We start from the raw sequence: 21,526 nt of genomic DNA on the forward strand, positions 1-21,526 counted from the left end.
CAAACCTTGTCAAGCGTCGATCATTTGCCGTTCGTCATCGCCTGCCGCAACGCCACGCACGCAAAGGCCCACAGCCATTACCTGCGCAAAGACGGTGTAGGAAATATTAGTTGAAAGAGAAGGACATACCCGACAGAACGCCATGCAACGCACGGCGCAGGAGCAAAGAAAATCAGCGAGCGATCACGCGTAGGTATTGATCAGCGTACCGAGCATTTCATCGGACGCCTTGGCGACTTTGACGCCCAGTTCCGCCTGAATCTTGCCCATGGACATATCGACCATGCTGCTGGCCAGATCCGATTGCTGGCTGCGATCTACCGAGCGCAGGCGATCGACCTGGGCTTCGGAAGACTGGCTGGTGAGCGCGCGTTCGACAGTTGTGTTGGCGATCTGGCCGGCGGCCTGATCGACACGATTCTGCCCTGTCTGGAGAGTGCTCAGACCAGCGTAGAAAGCGGTATTCCCTGAGATTTCCATGGAAGAACTCAATCCTGCAGAGGATAAACAGCGTCCATTGAAGCAGACCCACCCGGAAAAGGCCCGACAAAAACACTAATGGCATAGTGCCTTATCATAGGCAAAATCTAGTCTAGAAGGTCCAGTTGCAAATACTCGGCCACCGCTTCTGCTGTGACAACCTTGAGCTTGGGCACCCGACCGAGACACGGCGCGGGCAACCGTTCGGCCAGAGTCGCGAGATTCTCCTCCAGACGCGAAGTCTTGGGGTCGATGATGTTGGCCACCCAACCCACCAACTGCAGACCGTCCCGGGCAATCGCCTCGGCCGTCAGCAACGCATGACTGATGCAACCCAGTCGCACACCCACTACCAGAATCACCGGCAAAGCCAGGGCCATCGCCAGGTCCGACAGGTTGTCCTGATCGGCCAACGGCACTCGCCAACCGCCAGCGCCTTCGATCAACGTGAAGTCGGCCTGCTGGCCCAGAATATGCCGCATCGGCGCCAACAACGACTGAACAGTGAGCGCCACACCCGCCTCGCGGGCCGCCAGATGGGGTGCGATCGCCGGCTCGAACGCCACCGGGTTGACCTCGGCGTAACTCAGCGGCAATGAGCATTCAGCCAGCAACGCCAGTGCATCGGCGTTGCGCAGCCCCTTGGGCGTCACCTCACAGCCGGAGGCCACCGGTTTACCCGCCGCCGTGCTCAATCCCGCCGAGCGTGCAGCATGCAACAGACCTGCGGCGATGGTGGTCTTGCCGACATCGGTATCAGTGCCGGTGATGAAATAGGCTGCACTCATAAAGGTTTCTCCAACACCGCGTAGACCACCTGGTAAGTCGCAGGCAGCCCTTGTGCCTGACGAAACTGTTCATAGGCCTGGATCAAACCGAGTATCCGCGCCCGGCCCGTCAAACCACCCGGCCGACCGGGGTTCAGATTGTGCGCGCCCAAGGCTTTGAGCTCGTGAGTCAGGCTGCGCACGTCCGGGTAATGCAACACATGCGGGCGAGTTTCCAGGCTGACTACACGCAAACCGCTGGCAGCACACAGCTGCTGATAAGCGCTGAACTGGCGGAAGCGATTGACGTGAACCATGCCATCCACCTGGCTCCAGCTATCGCGCAATTCATACAACGTACCGACGCACAGACTGGCAAACGCCAACACGCCGCCAGGCTTCAGTACGCGATGCGCCTCACTCAGCACTGAGGTGAAGTCCGCACACCACTGCACCGCCAGGCTGGAAAAAACAAGCTCGCAACTCTGCGCCTGCAACGGTAAACGCTCGGCATCGCCAGCGATGAAATGTACTGCACCACCTAACGGGCGAGCGTGGTTGAGCATGCCTTCGGCAATGTCCAGCGCCAGCCCTTCGCTCTCGGGGAATGTCTGACCCAGAACGCGACTGAAATAACCCGTGCCGCAGCCCATATCCAGCCAGCGACCGGGGGAGAAGTCACCCGGCAAGCGGCTCAGCAATTCACCGCCAACCGCCCGCTGCAACTCGGCCACGCTGTCATAACTGGCCGCCGCGCGGGAAAAGGACGCCGCTACCTGACGCTTGTCGGGCAGGCCGCCGGGAAGATTGGGAAGGGACAAATCAGTCATCACCGGACTCATGCAAAAAGGCCTGGATCGCCCCCGCCACACCGTGGGGGTCTTCCAGAAGAAACGCGTGGCTGGCCTGTTCAATCAGACCGATTTCGACATCCGGCAACAACGCCAGCAACGCCCCCGCCGCTTCGGCCGGGACCAGGCCGTCGAGCCCGGCAAACAGATGCAACTGCGGGCCACGGAAGGATTGCAAGGCCTGGCGGGTATCCAGTTGCGCGAGCAACTCCAACCCGCTCAACAGGGCTGAAGGCGGTGTATTCGGCGCACCACCGAGCAACAGACGCGCTATGCCGCGCGGGTCATTGGCGCCTTGGGCGCAGAGCAGGCCGAAGCGCTTAAGCGTCCCCCGCGGGTCGGCCCCGCACCCGGCAAGAAACGCATCAAAGGTTTCCCCCTGCATCGCGCTCGGCCATTCGTCATGGGCAACAAAACAAGGATTACTGGCCATCGTCAGCAAACCGCAGCAACGATCGCCACGTCGGGCGGCCAGTTCCGAGGCGAGCATGCCACCCAGTGACCAACCACCCAGCCAGGCATTGTCCGGCAGGATTGCGTCGAGTTCGTCGAGCCACTCATCCAGGTCACCCGATTCAAGCTCCGGCAACGGTTCGATATCGACCCGCAGGTGTTCGTCCAGCCCCTGCAAAGCAGCCGCCAGCGGCTCCAGCGGCGAAATGCCGAGGCCCCAACCAGGCAGCAGAATCAGTCGATCACGCATGGTTTGGCTCCGGTCCCAATTCGCTAAAGCAGTCTGCCAGTCCATTTAACAATAGCTGGACCTGAGCCTCGCTGTGGGCCGCGGACAAAGTCACACGCAAACGTGCGCTGCCGGCCGGCACGGTCGGCGGACGGATCGCAGTGACCATCAAGCCGCGCTCGCGCAACATCTGCGAAAAGCGAACGGCGCGCCCGCTATCGCCGATCATGATCGGCTGGATCGGCGTAAAACTGTCCATCAATTCCAGACCAATCTGCTCGGCGCCGTGGCGGAACTGGCGGATCAGCGCATTCAGGTGCTCACGTCGCCAATGCTCGCTGCGCAGCAGTTCGAGGCTTTTGAGCGTGGCACAAGCCAGTGCCGGCGGTTGGCTGGTGGTGTAGATGTACGGCCGGGCGAACTGGATCAGGCTTTCGATCAGCTCTTCGCTACCGGCGACGAACGCCCCCGCCGTGCCGAAGGCTTTACCCAGCGTGCCGACTAATACCGGCACATCCTCCTGACTCAAACCAAAGTGCTCGACGATCCCGCCACCGTTGGCACCCAACGGACCAAAGCCGTGGGCGTCATCGACCATCAACCAGGCGCCTTTGGCTTTGGCTACCCGGGCCAGTGCGGGCAAATCGGCGAGGTCGCCGTCCATGCTGAACACGCCATCGGTCACCACCAGCGTGTTGCCGGTGGCTTTTTCCAGACGCTTGGCCAGGCTGATCGCATCGTTATGCAGATAGCGATTGAAGCGAGCGCCGGACAACAGCCCGGCATCCAGCAACGATGCATGATTGAGCCGGTCTTCCAGCACCGTATCGCCCTGCCCGACCAGCGCCGTAACCGCGCCGAGGTTGGCCATGTAACCGGTGGTGAACAGCAGCGCCCGCGGGCGGCCGGTCAAATCGGCCAAGGCTTCTTCCAGCGCATGGTGCGGGGCGCTGTGGCCGATCACCAGATGCGAAGCGCCACCGCCCACGCCCCAACGAGCCGCCCCGGCGCGCCACGCTTCAATCACTTGCGGGTGATTGGCCAGGCCCAGGTAATCGTTGTTGCAGAACGCCAGCAACGGCTGACCGTCGACCACCACTTCCGGACCTTGGGGGCTTTCAAGCAGAGGACGATGGCGATAGAGGTTTTCGGCACGACGAGCAGCAAGGCGTGCGGCGAGATCGAAAGACATGCAGGCCTCGGGGGCAGATCACAGGATGTGGGTAATTGCCCAATCCCAATGTAGGAGCGAGCTTGCTCGCGATGACGGTCTGACATTCAACATTGATGTTGACTGTGCCACCGCTATCGCGAGCAAGCTCGCTCCTACAGGGGGGCGAGGTTCAAACAGCGGCGTTATAAAACTGCTCGCTGCTCTTCTGTTCCACCAGCGCCTGCTCGATGGCCGCCTGATGCACTTCGTCAGCGTGCTCTTCGCGAGCTTCCGGCAGGATGCCCAGGCGCGAGAACAGTTGCATGTCCTTGTCAGCCTGCGGGTTGGCGGTGGTCAGCAATTTATCGCCGTAGAAAATCGAGTTGGCACCGGCAAAGAAGGCCAAAGCCTGCATCTGCTCGTTCATCGCCTCACGGCCAGCGGACAGACGCACGTGGGACTGCGGCATCAGGATTCGCGCAACCGCCAGCATGCGGATGAAGTCGAACGGATCGACGTCATCGGCGTTTTCCAGCGGCGTACCGGCGACTTTTACCAGCATGTTGATCGGCACCGACTCCGGATGCTCTGGCAAGTTGGCCAGCTGGATCAGCAGATTGGCGCGGTCATCGAGGGACTCACCCATGCCGAGGATGCCGCCGGAGCAGATTTTCATTCCGGAATCACGCACGTACGCCAGCGTTTGCAGGCGCTCGCCGTAAGTACGAGTCGTGATGATGCTGCCGTAGAACTCGGGCGAGGTATCCAGGTTGTGGTTGTAGTAGTCCAGACCGGCCTGGGCCAGGGCTGCGGTCTGGTCCTGATCGAGACGGCCAAGAGTCATGCAGGTTTCCAGGCCCATGGCCTTCACGCCTTTGACCATTTCCAGCACGTAGGGCATGTCTTTGGCCGACGGATGTTTCCAGGCTGCACCCATGCAGAAACGGGTCGAACCAATGGCCTTGGCGCGAGCGGCCTCTTCGAGGACCTTCTGCACTTCCAGCAGTTTTTCTTTTTCCAGCCCGGTGTTGTAGTGACCGGACTGCGGACAATATTTGCAATCTTCCGGGCAAGCACCGGTTTTGATCGACAGCAGCGTCGAGACTTGCACGCGATTGGCGTCGAAATGCGCGCGGTGCACCGTCTGCGCCTGGAACAGCAGGTCATTGAAGGGCTGAACGAACAGCGCTTTGACTTCGGCTAAAGACCAGTCATGACGCAGGTTGGCAGTGGTGCTGGCGCTCATTGGCAATTCCTTGTTTATGCTTGGCAAGCGGCTGCGGCATGTAATACCCACAGACGCGACACGGATGTTCGGCATATTTAAGGAAGAGACATGCACTGTCAACCACAATACAAAGGACCGGTTTACATCTGGTTAAAAAACAAACAGACCTGTTTGCTCTGTGACGAACTCACCGACACCCCTCACCCCATCTGCACACCTTGTGAAAGTGAGCTGCCCTGGCTCGGTGATCACTGCCAGGTTTGCGCCCTGCCCTTGCCCATGGCCGGTTTGACTTGCGGCCAATGTCTGAAAAAGCCCCCGGCCTTTCAACAGGTCGTGACACCCTTTACTTACAGCTTTCCGATCGACAGCTTGATTACCCGTTTCAAGCACAACGCAAAGTGGCCGTTTGGGCGCTTGCTGGCCGAACTACTCAGCCAATCGCTGCAACATCGCTTTGATGAAGACCTCGCACGGCCCGACGCCCTGGTCCCTGTGCCCTTGGCCAACAAGCGCCTGCGCGAGCGCGGCTACAACCAGGCGGCGATGCTCGCTCACTGGCTCGGCGACAGCCTGAACCTCCCCTGCGAGGAACGCCTGCTGTTGCGGACTCAGGACACTGCCGCGCAACAGGACCTGGATGCCAAGGCGCGAAAACTCAACCTGCGAAGGGCATTCACCCTGCAGCCCGATGCGCAGATCAAAGGCCGGCACCTGGCTTTGATCGACGATGTACTGACCACCGGCGCCACCGCCGAAAGCCTCGCCCGCTTGTTAATGAACGCGGGAGCCCGACGGGTCGACGTCTATTGCCTGGCCAGAACCCCCAAACCCGGCGAGTTGACCTGACTTGACTCTCACGCGCCAAGGCGCCAACGTCCAACCCCATCAATACAGCTCGTAGCGCGCCGCCATGTCCTTGCCCACGCTTTTGACTCAACACATCGTCCGTCGTCCACAGCGCATCGCCTTGCTGCAACACATTGCCGAGCAAGGCTCGATCACACGCGCCGCAAAAAGCGCGGGATTGAGTTACAAGGCGGCCTGGGATGCCATCGATGAGTTGAACAACCTCGCACAGAAGCCTTTGGTCGAACGCAGCGTCGGTGGCAAGGGCGGCGGTGGCGCGAAGTTATCCACAGAGGGTGAGCGGGTATTGCGGCTCTATCAACGTCTGCAAGCCTTGCAAGCTCAGGTGCTGGAGGCCGCGGAAGATGCCAGCGACCTGGACCTGCTCGGCCGTTTGATGCTCAGGACCAGCGCGCGTAATCAACTGCACGGCAAGGTCGTGGCCATCGACAGTCAGGGGCGCAATGATCTGGTCCGCCTGGAGCTGGCCGAAGGACTGACGATCCAGGCGCAGATCACCCACGACAGCACCCTGCGATTAGAGCTGGAAATGAGCACTGAAGTGGTCGCGTTGATCAAGGCTGGCTGGCTCGATTTGCTGGCCATCGATCAATCTGCAACACCTGGACACAATTGCCTGAGCGGGATTATCGAAGAAATTCTCGACGCCGAAGACGGCCCCAGCGAGGTACGGATCGCCCTGCCTAACGGGCAAACCTTATGTGCGTTGGCCGAGCCGTTACACCTTAGAACCTTGGTGCTGACGACTGGAAAACCCGTCCTGGTGCAGTTCGCACCGTCCAACGTATTGCTCGGCACACCGCTATAACCAAGGGCGGACGCATATCCCGTAGCAGCTGCCGAAGGCTGCGTCCGGCTGCGTGTAGCAGCTGTCGAGCCTGCGAGGCTGCGTTCGGCTGCGCAGCAGTCGTAAATTCAGGCACTGCAATTCTGACCTTTTATTGAGTTAACCGGATTGCGAGTGCTTCGCCCTCGGACGCAGCCTTCGGCAGCTGCTACGGGGGCTCGGCGCAGCTTGAAAAATTATTGAAACATTTCCTTCATCGGCGCTCGTTAAGGTGCCTGCAAAAACCTGCAGGGAGCTTGATGTGAATCTATTGGAAGAAAACCAGCCCACCGACCTCGAAAAAATTGTCGGCCTCAGCCGCCGCGGCTTTATCAGTGCCGGCGCCTTGTGTGGCGCGGCAATGTTTCTGGGCGGCAACCTGCTGAGCCGCAGCGTTCTGGCAGCCAGCGTCAGCACCGGCTCAAGCGAACTGCTGGGTTTCAACAGCATTGCCACCGCCACCAGCGACACCATCACCCTGCCGCCGGGCTACACATCGTCGGTACTGATCAGTTGGGGCCAGGCGCTGCAAAAGAACGGCCCGGCCTTCGACCCGAGCGGCAATGGCACAGCCCAGGCCCAGGAAGTCCAGTTTGGCGACAACAATGACGGCATGAGCCTGTTTGCCTTCCCCGGCGACCACGACCGCGCGCTGATGGCGATTAACAACGAATACACCAACTACCGCTACCTCTACCCCCATGGCGGCATGCCGCAGTCGGCGGAAGATGTGCGCAAGGCTCTGGCCAGCGAAGGCGTCTCGGTGATCGAAGTGCAACGCAAAAACGGCCAGTGGCAATTCGTCCAGGGCTCGCGCTACAACCGCCGCATCCACGGCAACTCGCCGCTGCGCCTGAGCGGCCCGGCCGCCGGGCATGACCTGTTGAAAACCAGCAATGACAAGCACGGCAAAAAAGTCCTCGGCACATTCCAGAACTGCGCCAACGGCAAAACGCCGTGGGGGACCTATCTGACCTGTGAAGAGAACTTCACCGACTGCTTCGGCAGCAGCAATCCCGAGCAGAAATTCGACACCGCGCAGAAACGCTATGGCGCGGTAGCGACCAGCAAAGAAATCAACTGGCATCAACACGACCCGCGTTTCGACCTGGCGAAAAACCCCAACGAACTCAACCGTCACGGCTGGGTCGTGGAGATTGACCCGTTCGACCCACAGTCAACCCCGGTCAAACGCACCGCCCTTGGCCGCTTCAAACATGAAAACGCTGCACTGGCCGAAACCAGCGATGGTCGCGCCGTGGTGTACATGGGCGACGATGAGCGCGGCGAGTTCATTTACAAGTTCATCAGCCGCGACAAAATCAATCACCGCGACCCGAAAGCCAACCGCGACCTGCTGGATCACGGCACGCTGTATGTTGCGCGTTTCGATGCCGGCGACGGCAACCCGGATCATCCAAAAGGTCAGGGCCAGTGGCTTGAGTTGACCCATGGCAAAAACGGCATCGATGCCGGCAGCGGCTTTGCCGACCAGGCGCAAGTGTTGATCCACGCGCGCCTTGCCGCCAGCGTGGTCAACGCCACACGCATGGACCGTCCGGAATGGATCGTCGTCAGCCCCAAAGACGGCCAGATCTATTGCACCCTGACCAACAACGCCAAGCGCGGCGAAGACGGCCAACCGGTCGGCGGCCCGAACCCGCGGGAGAAGAACGTCTATGGGCAGATTCTGCGCTGGCAGGAAAACCGTGACGACCACGCGGCCATGAGCTTTTCCTGGGATCTGTTTGTAGTGGCGGGAAATCCTGCCGTACATGCCGGTAAACCCAAAGGCGGCTCGTCGAACATCACCCCGCAGAATATGTTCAACAGCCCGGACGGCCTGGGTTTCGACAATGCTGGCCGACTGTGGATTCTCACCGACGGCGACGTCAGCAACAGCGGAGACTTCGCTGGCATGGGCAACAATCAGATGCTCTGCGCCGATCCGGCCAGCGGTGAGATCCGTCGGTTCATGGTCGGCCCGGTGGGTTGCGAAGTAACCGGTATCAGCTTCTCGCCGGATCACAAAACCCTGTTCGTCGGTATTCAGCACCCGGGCGAGAACGGCGGTTCGACCTTCCCGGAGCACTTGCCCAACGGCAAGCCGAGGTCGTCGGTAATGGCGATCACCCGTGAAGATGGCGGAATCATCGGCGCGTAACGATCGTTCCCTACGCTCTGCGCGGGAATGCAGCCAGTGAGCTTTGCGTCACTGCCCAAGCGATGCTGCGCGTCCAGTGAGACATTCCCACGCAGAGCGTGGGAACGATCAACCACTAAAGACGCTCCGTCTGCGCTACCATGTCTGGCCGGACGCGGCAGCCTGCTGCGCGCAGGAGTCAGCATGGCCCATCCGTTTGAAACCCTTACACCCGACCTGGTGCTCGATGCTGTTGAAAGCATCGGCTTTCACAGTGACGCCCGTATTCTGGCGCTCAACAGCTACGAAAACCGCGTTTACCAGGTCGGCATCGAAGACTCCGAGCCGCTGATCGCCAAGTTCTACCGCCCACAGCGCTGGACCAACGAGGCGATCCTCGAAGAACACCGCTTTACCTACGAACTCGCCGAATGCGATGTTCCAGTGGTAGCCCCCATTGTGCACAACGGCGAAAGCCTGTTCGAACACGCGGGTTTTCGTTTCACCCTGTTCCCACGCCGTGGCGGCCGTGCGCCAGAGCCGGGCAACCTGGATCAGCTGTATCGCCTCGGGCAATTGCTTGGCCGTTTGCATGCGGTCGGTGCCACCCGTCCATTCGAACACCGCGAAGCCCTCGGGGTGAAAAACTTTGGCCAAGATTCACTGACGACCTTGCTCGAAGGCAATTTCATTCCTCGCAGCTTGCTTCCTGCCTACGAGTCGGTCGCCCGCGATCTGCTCAAGCGGGTGCAAGAGGTCTACCAGGCCACGCCCCATCAGAACATCCGCATGCACGGTGACTGCCACCCCGGCAACATGATGTGCCGCGATGAAATGTTCCACATCGTCGACCTTGACGACTGCCGCATGGGCCCGGCGGTGCAGGATGTGTGGATGATGCTCGCCGGCAACCGTCAGGAATGTCTCGGTCAGCTGTCCGAATTGATGGACGGCTACAGCGAGTTCCATGACTTCGACTCGCGTGAGCTGGCGCTTATCGAACCGTTGCGCGCGCTGCGTCTGATGCACTACAGCGCCTGGCTGGCCCGACGTTGGGATGATCCGGCATTCCCCCGCAGCTTCCCGTGGTTCGGTACAGAGCGTTATTGGGGCGATCAGGTATTGGCATTGCGCGAGCAGCTTGCCGCACTCAATGAAGAACCTTTGAAGTTGTTCTGATCCCTTGTAGGAGCGAGCTTGCTCGCGATATGGACGTTAACGATAACGCGTGTTTTCTGAATAAACGCGTCGCCCTTGAGTCCATCGCGAGCGAGCTCGCTCCTACAAAAAAAGCGAACACGACACATCTATACAACCACCCTACAATCACTGCTTTGTTAGCTGCCTAAGCAAGGATTCTGCATGCAAGCCGCCAACCCGCGTCGCGGGTACACTCTGGGTCTGACCGCCTACATCATTTGGGGACTGTTCCCGCTCTACTTCAAAGCCATCGCCAGCGTGCCCGCTGTGGAAATCATCGTCCACCGGGTGCTCTGGTCTGCGCTGTTCGGCTCACTGCTGCTATTGGTCTGGAAGCACCCTGGCTGGTGGCGCGAACTGCGCGAAAACCCGCGGCGACTGGCGATTCTGGCCTTGAGCGGCATGCTGATCGCGGCCAACTGGCTGACCTATGTGTGGTCGGTGAATAACGGCCGCATGCTCGAAGCCAGTCTCGGCTATTACATCAATCCGCTGGTGAACGTGCTGCTGGGCATGCTGTTGCTGGGCGAGCGTCTGCGGCGCATGCAGTGGTTGGCAGTGAGCCTGGCGACCATTGGTGTGGCGCAGCAAGTCTGGCAAGTCGGCAACCTGCCGTGGGTATCGCTGATACTGGCGCTGACCTTTGGTTTCTATGGACTGATCCGCAAGCAGGCACCGGTCAAGGCGTTACCCGGGCTGGTGGTGGAAACCTGGATGCTGGTACCGATTGCCCTTGCGTGGTTGCTGCTCAACCCGGTAGCGACCAGCGCTCAGGTTGAGTTCTGGGGGACTTCCCAAGCGTGGTGGCTGGTGGCCGCAGGGCCAATCACCCTGGTGCCGCTGGTGTGTTTCAACGCGGCGGCACGACACTTGCCCTACACCACCCTGGGCTTCCTGCAATACATAGCGCCGACCCTGGTGCTATCGCAGGCAGTGCTGTTGTTTGGCGAGCATTTGTCTTCAAGCACCTTGATCGCATTCGTGTTTATTTGGGCAGGTCTGGCAATTTACAGCGTGGATGCCTGGATCAGCCTGCGCCGGCGCGCCTGATCAAAAAACACACAAAGCTCTGCAGGCCAGGATTGACGTGGCCTGCAAGCATCTTTCCCAAGGTTATCCACAGCGTGATCCCCGCCGTTTGTGCACAAGCCCTTGAAACTGTTCGTTTTTTGCTCAGTTCCTGAAGAACCCCGGCCGGCCCGGGCTTGCGGTGCATCTCTACAGGTTATCCACAGGCAGGTGCACGTTTTACTTGGATAACCTTTGCCTCTGGCTTACACCTCGCTACGCAACACCAATTCGACCATCAAGTCATCCGCCAGAGTTTCCAGGCGCGCCTGCAATACATCCAGGGACAAGGTCAACGGCACCGCCAGAATGGCTTCGGCATGGAACAGCGGTTCGCTACTCATGGGTGCCGGCCGCACATCAGTGACCAGCCGCTCCAGGTTCACACCCTGTTCGGTCAACAGCCGCGTGATATCGCGCACAATCCCCGGCCGGTCATTGCCCACCAGCTCCATAGCGATCGGCTTCCAGGTGCAGGATTGCTCGATACTGCTTTCGGCAATCATCACGCGGATACCTTGCTCTGACAGCCCTTGCAGCGCATCCACCAATTCATCATAGGCTTCGGCCGGCACGCCGACCCGCAGGATCCCGGCGAATTGCCCAGCCATGCGCGACATACGACTTTCCAGCCAGTTGCCGCCGTGCTCGGCAATGCACTGGGCGATGCGCTCGACCTGACCGGCTTTATCCGGGGCGAATACGGTAAGTACGAGGTGGTCCATGGCGCAGCCCTCTTGTCATGACTTTTATTATAGAAGGGCAAGTATAGGCAAGCCTTGCATCCATGCGGTCAAACTGCCTTGCTGCTTACCCTGTAGGAGCGAGCTTGCTCGCGATGCTGTCAGAGGCGCCGCCACATTGAACTCTGCTTGTGTCTGTCCGGGCCTCATCGCGAGCAAGCTCGCTCCTGCAGAAAACTAATCGTGTACTGTTTTTATATTTATCTGGAACAATCCAATAGTTTTTTGAGAACATCCTGTCCCCCAGCGTGACCGGATAGCTGGCTTAAGTCGCTAAACGACGTATTTAGTCTAATTTTCACAACCGCAATTCATCATGTAGTATGCCGTAGCGCGCACTACATAACGTTGGATCGATGTCTGCCAAGGCGCCATCGCAACCCCGAAAAGCCCTATCAGCAAGGCTTGGAGCCGTTGATTGGACCCACCCAGCCGCCAGCAATGGCATGTACTGGTGCGGGGGTTTGTGGTTTAAATGGCCAGAGGCTTCATTGTTAAATTGAAGAGCTGAAAAGCGAAATAGCTGAGCAGAGTGAGGCAAGCAATGACTGAACACGTTCAAGTCGGTGGCCTGCAGGTCGCCAAAGTCCTGTTCGACTTCGTGAACAACGAAGCCATTCCCGGTACCGGCCTCACCGCCGATAAGTTCTGGGCCGGTGCTGACAAGGTCATTCATGACCTGGCACCGAAGAACAAAGCCCTACTCGCCAAACGCGACGACCTCCAGGCGCGAATCGATGCCTGGCACCAGTCCCGAGCAGGCCAGGCCCATGACGCCGTGGCCTACAAAGCCTTTCTGCAAGACATCGGTTATCTGCTGCCAGAAGCGGCCGATTTCCAGGCAACGACGCAAAACGTCGACGACGAAATCGCTCGCATGGCCGGTCCACAACTGGTCGTACCGGTGATGAACGCCCGCTTCGCCCTCAACGCCTCGAACGCTCGCTGGGGCTCGCTGTACGACGCGTTGTATGGCACTGACGCCATCAGCGAGGCCGACGGCGCAGAGAAAGGCAAAGGCTACAACAAGGTCCGTGGCGACAAGGTCATTGCCTTCGCCCGCGCCTTCCTCGACGAAGCCGTGCCATTGGCGGCCGGCTCCCACGTCGACTCCACCGGCTACAAGATCGTCGACGGCAAACTGGTGGTCAGCCTTAAAGGTGGCAGTAACAGCGGCCTGCGCAACGACGCACAGCTGATCGCCTTCCAGGGCGACGCCGCGGCGCCGTCCGCGATCCTGCTGAAAAACAATGGTCTGCACTTCGAAATCCAGATCGACGCCAGCTCCCCCGTCGGCCAGACCGACCCTGCCGGCGTCAAAGACCTGCTGATGGAAGCTGCGTTGACCACCATCATGGACTGCGAAGACTCGGTCGCCGCTGTCGATGCCGATGACAAAGTGGTGATCTACCGCAACTGGCTCGGCCTGATGAAGGGCGACCTGTGTGAAGAAGTGTCCAAGGGCGGCAAGACTTTTACTCGCACCATGAATGCCGACCGCCGCTACACCGCGCTCGACGGTAGCGAACTGAGCCTGCACGGCCGTTCCCTGCTGTTCGTGCGTAACGTTGGCCATTTGATGACCATCGACGCGATTCTCGACAAAGACGGCAACGAAGTGCCGGAAGGGATTCTCGACGGTCTGGTCACCAGTCTCGCAGCGATTCACAGCCTCAACGGCAATAGCTCGCGCAAAAACAGCCGCACCGGCTCGGTCTACATCGTTAAACCGAAAATGCACGGCCCGGAAGAAGCGGCGTTCACCAACGAGCTGTTCGGTCGCATCGAAGAGGTTCTCGACCTGCCACGCAACACCCTCAAAGTCGGCATCATGGACGAAGAGCGGCGTACCACGGTCAACCTCAAGGCCTGCATCAAAGCGGCCAGCGAGCGTGTGGTGTTCATCAACACCGGTTTCCTCGACCGCACCGGCGATGAAATCCACACCTCCATGGAAGCGGGCGCGATGGTGCGCAAAGCGGCCATGAAGTCAGAGAAGTGGATCGGCGCCTACGAGGACTGGAACGTCGATATCGGTTTGAGCACCGGCCTGCAAGGTCGCGCCCAGATCGGTAAAGGCATGTGGGCCATGCCCGACCTGATGGCCGCGATGCTCGAGCAGAAAATCGCTCATCCGCTGGCCGGCGCCAACACTGCCTGGGTGCCATCGCCGACCGCAGCGGCACTGCACGCGCTGCACTACCACAAGGTCGACGTGTTCGCCCGTCAGGCCGAGCTGGCCAAGCGTGGTCGCGCGTCGATCGACGATATCCTGACCATCCCGTTGGCGAGCAACACCCACTGGTCGGCCGAAGAAGTCCAGAACGAACTGGATAACAATGCCCAGGGCATCCTCGGTTATGTGGTGCGCTGGATCGACCAAGGCGTGGGTTGCTCGAAAGTACCGGACATCAACGACGTCGGCCTGATGGAAGACCGTGCCACGCTGCGTATTTCCAGCCAGCACATCGCCAACTGGTTACGTCACGGCATCGTCAATGAGGCCCAGGTACTGGAAAGCCTCAAGCGCATGGCGCCGGTGGTTGATCGCCAGAACGCCAACGACGCGCTGTACCGTCCGCTGGCACCGGACTTCGACAGCAACATCGCCTTCCAGGCGGCCGTCGAACTGGTAATCGAAGGCACCCAACAGCCGAACGGTTACACCGAGCCGGTCCTGCACCGTCGTCGCCGCGAGTTCAAGGCCAAGAATGGTCTGTGAATAAGCGTTAGCGGTAGATAACAAAAAGCCCTGATCGCAAGATCAGGGCTTTTTTGTGTTCGCTTGGATTGTGCAGTGAGTCCATCGCGGGCAAGAACTAGGCGTCCCCCCTGCTCCTACGGATTGCATGTACCTGTAGGAGCGAGGCTTGCCCGCGATGGCGATATGACAGGCAACCTAAATTCGCCCCCTACGGCACCACTCCCAGCTCATGCTTCACCAGCGCCAATAACTGGCCAGCATCGATCGGCTTGAGCAGGAAATCCACCACACTCAAGTGCATCGCATCAATGGCATCGCGGACATCGGCGTCCCCGGAAATGATGATTATTGGCAGCTCCGCCCGCTCCGACTCGCGCACCTTGCGTATCAAATCCAGACCATTGCACGGTGCCATCCGCAGATCGGTGATGAGCAGACCAATCGATTTATTCGAGTCCAATAGTTCCAGCGCCGCTTTGCCGCTGGCTGCGGTCATGCAGCGAATGCCATCCAGACCAAGAATTTCCGCCAACAGCTCGCGCGCGTCCTTATCGTCATCGGCGATCAACACGCGCTGCGGCGGCAGATCCGGTTCCAGCATGACGGCGCTCAGCGCCTCGCGCTCGGCATCACTCAAAATATCGTGGTCAGACATACGTTTCTCTACGTTTTCTAATCAATCCCCTAGCACAGTGGTCTGACATCGCTAAGCCAGCCTCCAATGTGCACTTCGTCGGATAATTTTCCAAGAGGGCTTATGAAAGGTTTTTCGCACTTATTGCGTAAGACAACTCCCACTAGTACAGCGGCTACATAGACTTACGTCCAATGGGCACCCTGCGCAGAGGGGCCGACCATGGCTAATGATCTGACAACGACAATTCAAAAAAGACTGCGGTAATGGTTATGAGTAAAGCGGATGCCTTCACCCAGGCAGGGAAAACCGCCGTGTTGCAGAACATCCACGGCACCATGCAATTCCTTCAGCGGTTCCCGCCGTTCAATCAAATGGAAAACGCTCACCTGGCTTACCTGGTCGAGCAATGCCGGCTGCGCTTCTATGCGCCGGGCGACAGCATCATCAAACCCGCCGACGGGCCGGTTGAGCACTTTTATATCGTCAAGCAAGGGCGAGTGGTCGGTGAACGCCCGCACACCGCCAAGGGCGGTACCGAAACCACCTTCGAAATCACCACTGGCGAGTGTTTCCCGCTTGCCGCACTGCTCGGCGAACGTGCGACCCGCACCGAACACCTGGCGGGGGAAGACACCTTTTGCCTGCAACTGAACAAGTTAGCCTTTATCAAGTTGTTCGCACTATCGAGCCCGTTCCGCGACTTCGCTCTGCGCGGGGTCAGCAGCCTGCTTGATCAGGTCAACCAGCAAGTTCAGCAAAAAGCCGTGGAAACCCTCGGCACCCAGTATTCGCTCAACACCCGCCTGGGCGAGTTGGCCATGCGCCACCCGGTGTCCTGCAGTCCGATGACGCCATTGCGCGAAGCGGTGACGCTGATGCACGAGCAGCAGGTCGGCAGCATCGTCGTGGTCGATGAACAAAAAGCCCCAATCGGCATTTTCACCCTGCGCGACCTGCGCCAGGTGGTCGCCGATGGCACCAGCGATTTCAACCAGGCCATCGAACAGCACATGACTCAGGCGCCGTTTTTCCTGACGCCGGATCACAGTGCCTTCGATGCTGCAATTGCCATGACCGAACGGCATATCGCGCATGTCTGCCTGGTCAAGGATCAACGCCTGTGCGGCGTGGTCTCGGAGCGTGATCTGTTTTCCCTGCAACGGGTCGATCTGGTGCACCTGGCGCGGACCATCCGCAACGCGCCTCGGGTGGAAAACCTGGTGGCGATTCGCGGCGAAATCGGCCAACTGGTGGAGCGCATGCTCGCCCACGGCGCATCCTCGACCCAGATCACCCACATCATCACCTTGCTCAACGACCATACGGTGTGCCGCGTTATCGAGTTGACACTGGCGGACAAGGGCGACCCCGGTGTGCCGTTCAGTTGGCTGTGTTTTGGTAGCGAAGGTCGTCGCGAGCAGACGCTGCATACCGATCAGGACAACGGCATTCTCTTCGAAGCGAAAGACGCCGCACACGCCGCCGAGATCCGTAGCAAGTTGCTGCCACTGGCGCAGCAGATCAATCAGAGCCTGGCGCTGTGCGGTTTCACGCGGTGCAAGGGCAACATCATGGCCGGCAACCCCGAGCTGTGTTTGTCCCGTGCCGAGTGGGCCCGGCGTTTTGCGGCGTTCATCCGTGAAGCGACTCCGGAGAACCTGCTGGGTTCGAGCATCTATTTCGACTTGCGGGTGGTCTGGGGTGATGAGCAGGGCTGTGAGCAATTGCGCCGTAACATTCTCCTGCAGGTTGCCGACAACCCTCTGTTCCAGCGCATGATGGCGCAAAACGCCTTGCGCCATCGCCCGCCCGTGGGGCGTTTGCGCGAGTTCGTCCTGGCCCGCAAAGGCAACGAAAAAGCCACACTGGATCTGAAAGTTCAGGGGCTGACCCCCTTCGTCGACGGCGCACGACTGTTGGCTCTGGCCAACGGCATTGAAGCCAACAACACCCTGGAACGCTTGCGCCAACTGGTGGCCAAGGAGGTTATCGAACGGCTGGACGGTGCTGCCTATGAGGAGGCCTACCACTTCATCCAGCAAACCCGCATGCAGCAACATCAGCTGCAATCGCGCGAAAACCTGCCCTACTCCAACCGGGTCGATCCCGACAGCCTCAATCACCTGGATCGGCGAATCCTGCGTGAGTCATTGCGCCAGGCCCAACGCCTGCAAAGCAGTCTGATGCATAGGTATCAGCTATGAACCTGTTCTCCTGGCTACGTCTCAACAGCCCGACACTGACCGCCGAACAGAAACTGCGACTGGAACGCTTGGCGGTCCCCCCGGAGCCGGGCGAATGCAGCCTGCGCGAGCAGTGTTGGGTGGTGCTCGATCTGGAAACCACCGGGCTGAACCTGAACAAGGATCTGGTGCTGTCCATCGGCGCGGTGGTGATTGAGGACGGCGCTATCGATTTCAGCCAGCAATTCGAGCGAACCCTGCAGCGCCCTGAGCACAAACTCAGCCCCAGTGTGCTGATCCACGGTCTGGGTCCCAGCGCCATCGCCGCCGGGAGCGATCCGGTCGAAGCCTTGCTGGACTTCATGGAGTTCGTCGGCGACAGCCCGTTGCTGGCCTACCATGCGCCGTTCGATCAGCACATGCTCGGGCGAGCCTTGAAGGACAGCCTGGGTTATCGCTTGCAGCATCCATTTCTGGACATCGCGGACATGGCGCCGCTGCTCTGTCCCCAGGTGCACATCCGCGAAGCCGGACTGGATGACTGGCTCAAGCATTTCAAATTGCAGGTCGGCGAACGCCACCACGCCAGCGCTGACGCCCTGGCCACCGCCGAACTGGCGCTGATCCTGTTCAGCCGTGCCCGGCAGCAGCAGATTCATAGCCCGCTGAATCTGCAACAGCGCCTGAGCCAGTGGAAACGCCGGCAACAAGCGCATTCGTTTTAACAAATAATCGCCGGCCCCTATGGGGAGGTGGTCACCCCAGGATGAAGGTGCAGGAGCGAAGCTTGCCCGCGAAGCGATTCCACCAGCGACACAGAACCCTCGCCAGCAGTCCCGGAACTTACTAGGCTAAGCCCCTGTTCCCTGATCACCGCCGAGGAAAGCCATGTTCACCCCCAGCATGACCTTGTTCCACAACCCTGCCTCGCCCTACGTTCGCAAAGTAATGGTGCTGCTCCACGAAACCGGTCAACTGAACCGTGTGGCGCTGCAAAACAGCCAACTCAGCCCGGTCAGCCCGGACGCTGCCCTCAATCAGGACAACCCGCTGGGCAAAATCCCGGCCCTGCGCCTGGCCGACGGCAACGTGCTGCACGACAGCCGGGTGATTCTCGATTACCTCGACCATCAACACGTCGGCAATCCACTGATCCCCCGTGATGGCTCGGCCCGTTGGCGGCGCCTGACCCTGGCCTCGATGGCCGATGGAATCATGGATGCCTCGGTGCTGGTGCGCTATGAAGTCGCCCTGCGCGCCCCGGAAAAACACTGGGACGAGTGGCTCGACGCCCAACGCGACAAAATCCGCCGCGCCCTGGCCGTTCTTGAGCAAGACGCCATCGCCGAACTCACCTGCCATTTCGACGTCGCCGCCATCAGCGTCGCCTGCGCCCTCGGCTACCTGGACTTCCGCCACCCGGACCTGAACTGGCGCGCAGCCAATCCAAAACTTGGCGCCTGGTATGCCGAAGTCAGTCAGCGACCGTCGATGATCGAAACTCAGCCGCCGGTTTGAACTCAGTACTGATCGTCCCCACGCACCAGCGTGGGTGCGATCAAAAACAACTCATGAATCAGGCCCCGCGGTAAAGCCGAATCAGCAATCGGGCTTATCCGCCGTAAAGCGCCGCGCCGGGTTCACCGCCGCACCGAACTCACGCAACGCCTTGGCGCCGATCAGTAGCGGGTAGTTGAAGCTGCTGCGGTCGGTCAGGTTGACCTCGACGGTGCGTTTGATGTTGCCCAGACACAATTCCAGATCGACGACCGGGCGCTTGCTGACTTCGCTCACGCCGTCGTCTTCTTCATCGGCGCGGTTTTTGATTTTGCTGATCCGCGCGATCTTGTGCTCATAGACCTTGCTGCTTGCGCCCTTGGTCGCCAGGCGGAAACGCACCCAGTTTTCGCCATCACGGGTAAAGGTCTCGATGTCCTTGGCCGACAGCGATGCGGTCAGGGCCCCGGTGTCCATTTTGGCTTGAAGGGTCTCACCGAGCTCCGGCAGCTTGATGTATTCGTAGCGCCCGTAAAGGGTCGGCTCGGCGGCCATGACCGGCAGGGCCAGGAGGGACAACAGAACAAGAACGGATTTCACGGTGGGAGGGTTCCTTGGGGGAATGGGGCGATGACGTCGAATTCTAGACCGCAAAAAGCACAGTAAGTTAGATCGTTCCCACGCTCTGCGTGGTAACGCAGCCCGTGACGCTCTGCGTCACAAGAGCGGACGCAGAGCGTCCAGCGAGGCATTCCCACGCAGAGCGTGGGAACGATCATCTAAGGGATCTGCGTTGCGATTCGAAAACCACCCTACCCAACCAAAGGTGAAACATTCGTCAGTGCGTCAGCATTTGGCCTCTGACCCCAAGCTGCTTATCATGGCGCGCCCTGATGATCTCAAGAGTTATTTATGCGCCGCCTGCTCACCGGCAGTTTCGTTACCCTGCTGCTGTTGCTCAACACCCTGGCCCTGTTCGGACCGCTAATGATGTTTGCCCTGTTCAAACTGATCCTGCCCGGCCGCTTGCGCGATTACGCCTCCTGGGCGGTGATGTGGATCGCCGAAACCTGGGCCGAAATCGACAAGCTGATCTTCGCCCGGTGCATCCCCACCCAATGGGACATTCGCGGCGGTGAAGGTCTGCGGCAGGACACCTCCTACCTGGTGATCAGCAACCACCAGTCCTGGGTCGACATCCCGACGCTGATCCAGACCCTCAACCGACGCACGCCGTTCTTCAAATTCTTCCTCAAGAAAGAACTGATCTGGGTGCCGTTTCTCGGACTCGCCTGGTGGGCGCTCGACTACCCGTTCATGAAGCGCTACTCCAAGGCGTTTCTGGCCAGACACCCGGAGCTGCATGGCAAGGATCTGGAGATCACCAAAGTCGCCTGCGAGCTGTTCAAGCGTCAGCCGGTGACCGTGGTCAACTACCTGGAAGGGACCCGTTTCACCCCGACCAAACGGGCGCAGCAACATTCACCGTTCACCCATTTGCTCAACCCCAAGGCTGGCGGCGTGGCCTTCGTGCTGGCGGCCATGGGCGAACAGCTGGATGCGGTTTTGGATGTTACTGTGGTTTACCCGCAGGAAAAGATCCCGGGGTTCTGGAGTTTGATCAGCGGTGATGTGCCCAAGGTGATCATCGACATCCAGACCCGAGAGCTGACTCCTGCGTTATGGCAGGGTGATTACGAAAACGATCCGGTGTTTCGCCAGACCGTCCAGAACTGGGTCAACCAGCTCTGGACCGAGAAGGACCAGCGCATCGACGCCTTGCGCGCCGAGCGTCGTTGAATCAGCTACCGGCGCCCCAGATCCCGCCCAGGCTTTGCAGCAGCGAACCACCAACGCCCTGCTGACCGAGGAATTGCAAAATCACCGGGGCAAACAGGCCGACCATTCCGCTGTCCATGCCCAAGGCGCCGAAGGCGTTGTTCAGGTCGTTGGTGTCTTTGACATTGCCCAGCAGGCCGTCCAGCAATGGAGATTGGCCAGACTGGCCGCCGAGCATTGTGCTCAAACCACCCAAGCCGCCCAATGCACCGTTACCCGTGAGCTGATCCAGGCCCGGCACGCTTTTGCCCAGCAGCGAATAATCACCGCTGCTCAGCTGATTTCTCGCCAGCCCGAGCATTGCGCCGGTACCGCCGATCGCCTGTTCCGGAGTGATGTTGAGCTGCGAACCGAGCGTGTCGAGCAAACCGGCCGCTTGCGGTATTGCCGCGACCGCTGCGTCGCCGCTCTGATTGCCTTGCGCACCGGAGACTGCGTTGGCCACATCGCTCAGGTTGAAAGCGGCAAAAACCGGGCTTGCCGCCAGGGTCATGAGCGAAGCCAGTGCAATACCGCGTGAAATCTTCATCGAGACAACCTCTTGGGCCATGAATGCCACCCAACGGGTGGCGCAAAACAGTCCGTTGGACTGGCAAGGACCAGGATTGTTCCCCGCGTCCGCTGCGTTGCGCCAGCCGTTCGGCAAGCCTTGTGG

20 protein-coding genes are annotated in these 21,526 nt (G+C 59.8%); 10 read left to right on the forward strand and 10 right to left on the reverse strand.

From position 1 onward, the window contains the following. Positions 1–183 precede the first annotated feature (183 nt). The 6 genes from AC07VR_RS17545 to bioB form a co-directional block, all read right to left on the reverse strand. A complete protein-coding gene (locus AC07VR_RS17545) occupies positions 184–480 on the reverse strand; it encodes a pyrroloquinoline quinone biosynthesis protein PqqE (RefSeq protein WP_494990590.1) in 297 nt (98 codons plus the stop codon). Positions 481–587: 107 nt separating this feature from the next. Next, the gene (gene bioD, locus AC07VR_RS17550) at positions 588–1,268 is read right to left on the reverse strand and encodes a dethiobiotin synthase (RefSeq protein WP_494990591.1); all 681 of its coding nucleotides are present in this window, start codon (positions 1,266–1,268) and stop codon (positions 588–590) included. After that, positions 1,265–2,077 (reverse strand): malonyl-ACP O-methyltransferase BioC, encoded by an 813-nt coding sequence (gene bioC / locus AC07VR_RS17555; protein ID WP_495011978.1) that lies wholly within the window; start codon positions 2,075–2,077, stop codon positions 1,265–1,267. Before bioC ends, bioD begins: the two co-directional genes overlap by 4 nt. Beyond that, on the reverse strand, positions 2,070–2,801 hold the full coding sequence (locus AC07VR_RS17560) for an alpha/beta fold hydrolase (RefSeq protein ID WP_494990593.1): 732 nt from the start codon (positions 2,799–2,801) through the stop codon (positions 2,070–2,072). Before AC07VR_RS17560 ends, bioC begins: the two co-directional genes overlap by 8 nt. Beyond that, the gene (gene bioF / locus AC07VR_RS17565; protein WP_495011979.1) at positions 2,794–3,972 is read right to left on the reverse strand and encodes an 8-amino-7-oxononanoate synthase; all 1,179 of its coding nucleotides are present in this window, start codon (positions 3,970–3,972) and stop codon (positions 2,794–2,796) included. Before bioF ends, AC07VR_RS17560 begins: the two co-directional genes overlap by 8 nt. 151 nt (positions 3,973–4,123) lie before the next feature. Continuing rightward, positions 4,124–5,179: a biotin synthase BioB gene (bioB, locus tag AC07VR_RS17570; protein WP_495011980.1), complete on the reverse strand. Its 1,056-nt coding sequence runs from the start codon at positions 5,177–5,179 to the stop codon at positions 4,124–4,126. A 90-nt stretch (positions 5,180–5,269) separates the two neighbouring features. Between bioB and AC07VR_RS17575 the strand changes: the two genes are divergently transcribed. From AC07VR_RS17575 to rarD, 5 genes are all read left to right on the forward strand, one after another. Continuing rightward, on the forward strand, positions 5,270–6,010 hold the full coding sequence (locus AC07VR_RS17575) for a ComFC family protein (RefSeq protein ID WP_495011981.1): 741 nt from the start codon (positions 5,270–5,272) through the stop codon (positions 6,008–6,010). A 64-nt stretch (positions 6,011–6,074) separates the two neighbouring features. Continuing rightward, positions 6,075–6,839, forward strand: a complete 765-nt coding sequence (locus AC07VR_RS17580; RefSeq protein WP_494990597.1) for a TOBE domain-containing protein — start codon at positions 6,075–6,077, stop codon at positions 6,837–6,839. 280 nt (positions 6,840–7,119) lie between these two features. Continuing rightward, positions 7,120–9,021, forward strand: coding sequence for a PhoX family protein (locus AC07VR_RS17585; RefSeq protein WP_495011982.1), 1,902 nt, complete (start codon positions 7,120–7,122; stop codon positions 9,019–9,021). A 183-nt stretch (positions 9,022–9,204) separates the two neighbouring features. Further along, the gene (locus tag AC07VR_RS17590) at positions 9,205–10,179 is read left to right on the forward strand and encodes a serine/threonine protein kinase (RefSeq protein WP_494990599.1); all 975 of its coding nucleotides are present in this window, start codon (positions 9,205–9,207) and stop codon (positions 10,177–10,179) included. Positions 10,180–10,362: 183 nt separating this feature from the next. Then, the gene (gene rarD / locus AC07VR_RS17595) at positions 10,363–11,250 is read left to right on the forward strand and encodes an EamA family transporter RarD (RefSeq protein WP_495011983.1); all 888 of its coding nucleotides are present in this window, start codon (positions 10,363–10,365) and stop codon (positions 11,248–11,250) included. Positions 11,251–11,474: 224 nt separating this feature from the next. On the opposite strand, the gene AC07VR_RS17600 is transcribed toward rarD, so the two are convergent. Next, positions 11,475–11,993 carry a glycine cleavage system transcriptional repressor gene (locus tag AC07VR_RS17600; RefSeq protein ID WP_494990601.1) on the reverse strand — a complete coding sequence of 173 codons (519 nt, stop codon included), beginning with the start codon at positions 11,991–11,993 and terminating at the stop codon, positions 11,475–11,477. Between the two features lie 562 nt (positions 11,994–12,555). Between AC07VR_RS17600 and AC07VR_RS17605 the strand changes: the two genes are divergently transcribed. Further along, entirely contained in the window at positions 12,556–14,733 is a 2,178-nt protein-coding gene (locus AC07VR_RS17605) for a malate synthase G (protein ID WP_495011984.1), read from the forward strand. Between the two features lie 190 nt (positions 14,734–14,923). On the opposite strand, the gene AC07VR_RS17610 is transcribed toward AC07VR_RS17605, so the two are convergent. Further along, positions 14,924–15,370, reverse strand: coding sequence for a response regulator (locus AC07VR_RS17610; RefSeq protein ID WP_494990603.1), 447 nt, complete (start codon positions 15,368–15,370; stop codon positions 14,924–14,926). A 245-nt stretch (positions 15,371–15,615) separates the two neighbouring features. Between AC07VR_RS17610 and AC07VR_RS17615 the strand changes: the two genes are divergently transcribed. The 3 genes from AC07VR_RS17615 (at position 15,616) to AC07VR_RS17625 (ending at position 19,053) form a co-directional block, all read left to right on the forward strand. Continuing rightward, positions 15,616–17,556 (forward strand): putative nucleotidyltransferase substrate binding domain-containing protein, encoded by a 1,941-nt coding sequence (locus tag AC07VR_RS17615; RefSeq protein ID WP_495011985.1) that lies wholly within the window; start codon positions 15,616–15,618, stop codon positions 17,554–17,556. Further along, positions 17,553–18,260, forward strand: a complete 708-nt coding sequence (locus AC07VR_RS17620; protein WP_495011986.1) for a 3'-5' exonuclease — start codon at positions 17,553–17,555, stop codon at positions 18,258–18,260. The genes AC07VR_RS17615 and AC07VR_RS17620 overlap by 4 nt, the downstream gene beginning before the upstream one ends. A gap of 163 nt (positions 18,261–18,423) precedes the next feature. Further along, positions 18,424–19,053, forward strand: coding sequence for a glutathione S-transferase (locus AC07VR_RS17625; protein ID WP_495011987.1), 630 nt, complete (start codon positions 18,424–18,426; stop codon positions 19,051–19,053). Between the two features lie 81 nt (positions 19,054–19,134). Here the strand turns inward: AC07VR_RS17625 and rloA2 are convergent, their stop codons facing one another. After that, the gene (gene rloA2 / locus AC07VR_RS17630) at positions 19,135–19,632 is read right to left on the reverse strand and encodes a retropepsin-like aspartic peptidase RloA2 (RefSeq protein WP_495011988.1); all 498 of its coding nucleotides are present in this window, start codon (positions 19,630–19,632) and stop codon (positions 19,135–19,137) included. Between the two features lie 312 nt (positions 19,633–19,944). Between rloA2 and yihG the strand changes: the two genes are divergently transcribed. Next, on the forward strand, positions 19,945–20,832 hold the full coding sequence (gene yihG, locus AC07VR_RS17635) for a 1-acylglycerol-3-phosphate O-acyltransferase, YihG family (protein ID WP_495011989.1): 888 nt from the start codon (positions 19,945–19,947) through the stop codon (positions 20,830–20,832). A gap of 1 nt (position 20,833) precedes the next feature. On the opposite strand, the gene AC07VR_RS17640 is transcribed toward yihG, so the two are convergent. Beyond that, positions 20,834–21,400 carry a DUF2780 domain-containing protein gene (locus tag AC07VR_RS17640; protein WP_495011990.1) on the reverse strand — a complete coding sequence of 189 codons (567 nt, stop codon included), beginning with the start codon at positions 21,398–21,400 and terminating at the stop codon, positions 20,834–20,836. Positions 21,401–21,526: the final 126 nt, after the last annotated feature.

It is taken from the genome of Pseudomonas sp. GW821-FHT02H09 (genome assembly GCF_059421425.1).

Excerpts from the sequence above, each read along its gene's own strand:
- AC07VR_RS17545 (WP_494990590.1), bottom strand. The coding sequence starts at position 480 with ATGGAAATCTCAGGGAATACCGCTTTCTACGCTGGTCTGAGCACTCTC.
- bioD (WP_494990591.1), bottom strand. The coding sequence starts at position 1,268 with ATGAGTGCAGCCTATTTCATCACCGGCACTGATACCGATGTCGGCAAG.
- bioC (WP_495011978.1), bottom strand. The coding sequence starts at position 2,077 with ATGACTGATTTGTCCCTTCCCAATCTTCCCGGCGGCCTGCCCGACAAG.
- AC07VR_RS17560 (WP_494990593.1), bottom strand. The coding sequence starts at position 2,801 with ATGCGTGATCGACTGATTCTGCTGCCTGGTTGGGGCCTCGGCATTTCG.
- bioF (WP_495011979.1), bottom strand. The coding sequence starts at position 3,972 with ATGTCTTTCGATCTCGCCGCACGCCTTGCTGCTCGTCGTGCCGAAAAC.
- bioB (WP_495011980.1), bottom strand. The coding sequence starts at position 5,179 with ATGAGCGCCAGCACCACTGCCAACCTGCGTCATGACTGGTCTTTAGCC.
- AC07VR_RS17575 (WP_495011981.1), top strand. The coding sequence starts at position 5,270 with ATGCACTGTCAACCACAATACAAAGGACCGGTTTACATCTGGTTAAAA.
- AC07VR_RS17580 (WP_494990597.1), top strand. The coding sequence starts at position 6,075 with ATGTCCTTGCCCACGCTTTTGACTCAACACATCGTCCGTCGTCCACAG.
- AC07VR_RS17590 (WP_494990599.1), top strand. The coding sequence starts at position 9,205 with ATGGCCCATCCGTTTGAAACCCTTACACCCGACCTGGTGCTCGATGCT.
- rarD (WP_495011983.1), top strand. The coding sequence starts at position 10,363 with ATGCAAGCCGCCAACCCGCGTCGCGGGTACACTCTGGGTCTGACCGCC.
- AC07VR_RS17600 (WP_494990601.1), bottom strand. The coding sequence starts at position 11,993 with ATGGACCACCTCGTACTTACCGTATTCGCCCCGGATAAAGCCGGTCAG.
- AC07VR_RS17605 (WP_495011984.1), top strand. The coding sequence starts at position 12,556 with ATGACTGAACACGTTCAAGTCGGTGGCCTGCAGGTCGCCAAAGTCCTG.
- AC07VR_RS17610 (WP_494990603.1), bottom strand. The coding sequence starts at position 15,370 with ATGTCTGACCACGATATTTTGAGTGATGCCGAGCGCGAGGCGCTGAGC.
- AC07VR_RS17615 (WP_495011985.1), top strand. The coding sequence starts at position 15,616 with ATGGTTATGAGTAAAGCGGATGCCTTCACCCAGGCAGGGAAAACCGCC.
- AC07VR_RS17620 (WP_495011986.1), top strand. The coding sequence starts at position 17,553 with ATGAACCTGTTCTCCTGGCTACGTCTCAACAGCCCGACACTGACCGCC.
- AC07VR_RS17625 (WP_495011987.1), top strand. The coding sequence starts at position 18,424 with ATGTTCACCCCCAGCATGACCTTGTTCCACAACCCTGCCTCGCCCTAC.
- yihG (WP_495011989.1), top strand. The coding sequence starts at position 19,945 with ATGCGCCGCCTGCTCACCGGCAGTTTCGTTACCCTGCTGCTGTTGCTC.
- AC07VR_RS17640 (WP_495011990.1), bottom strand. The coding sequence starts at position 21,400 with ATGAAGATTTCACGCGGTATTGCACTGGCTTCGCTCATGACCCTGGCG.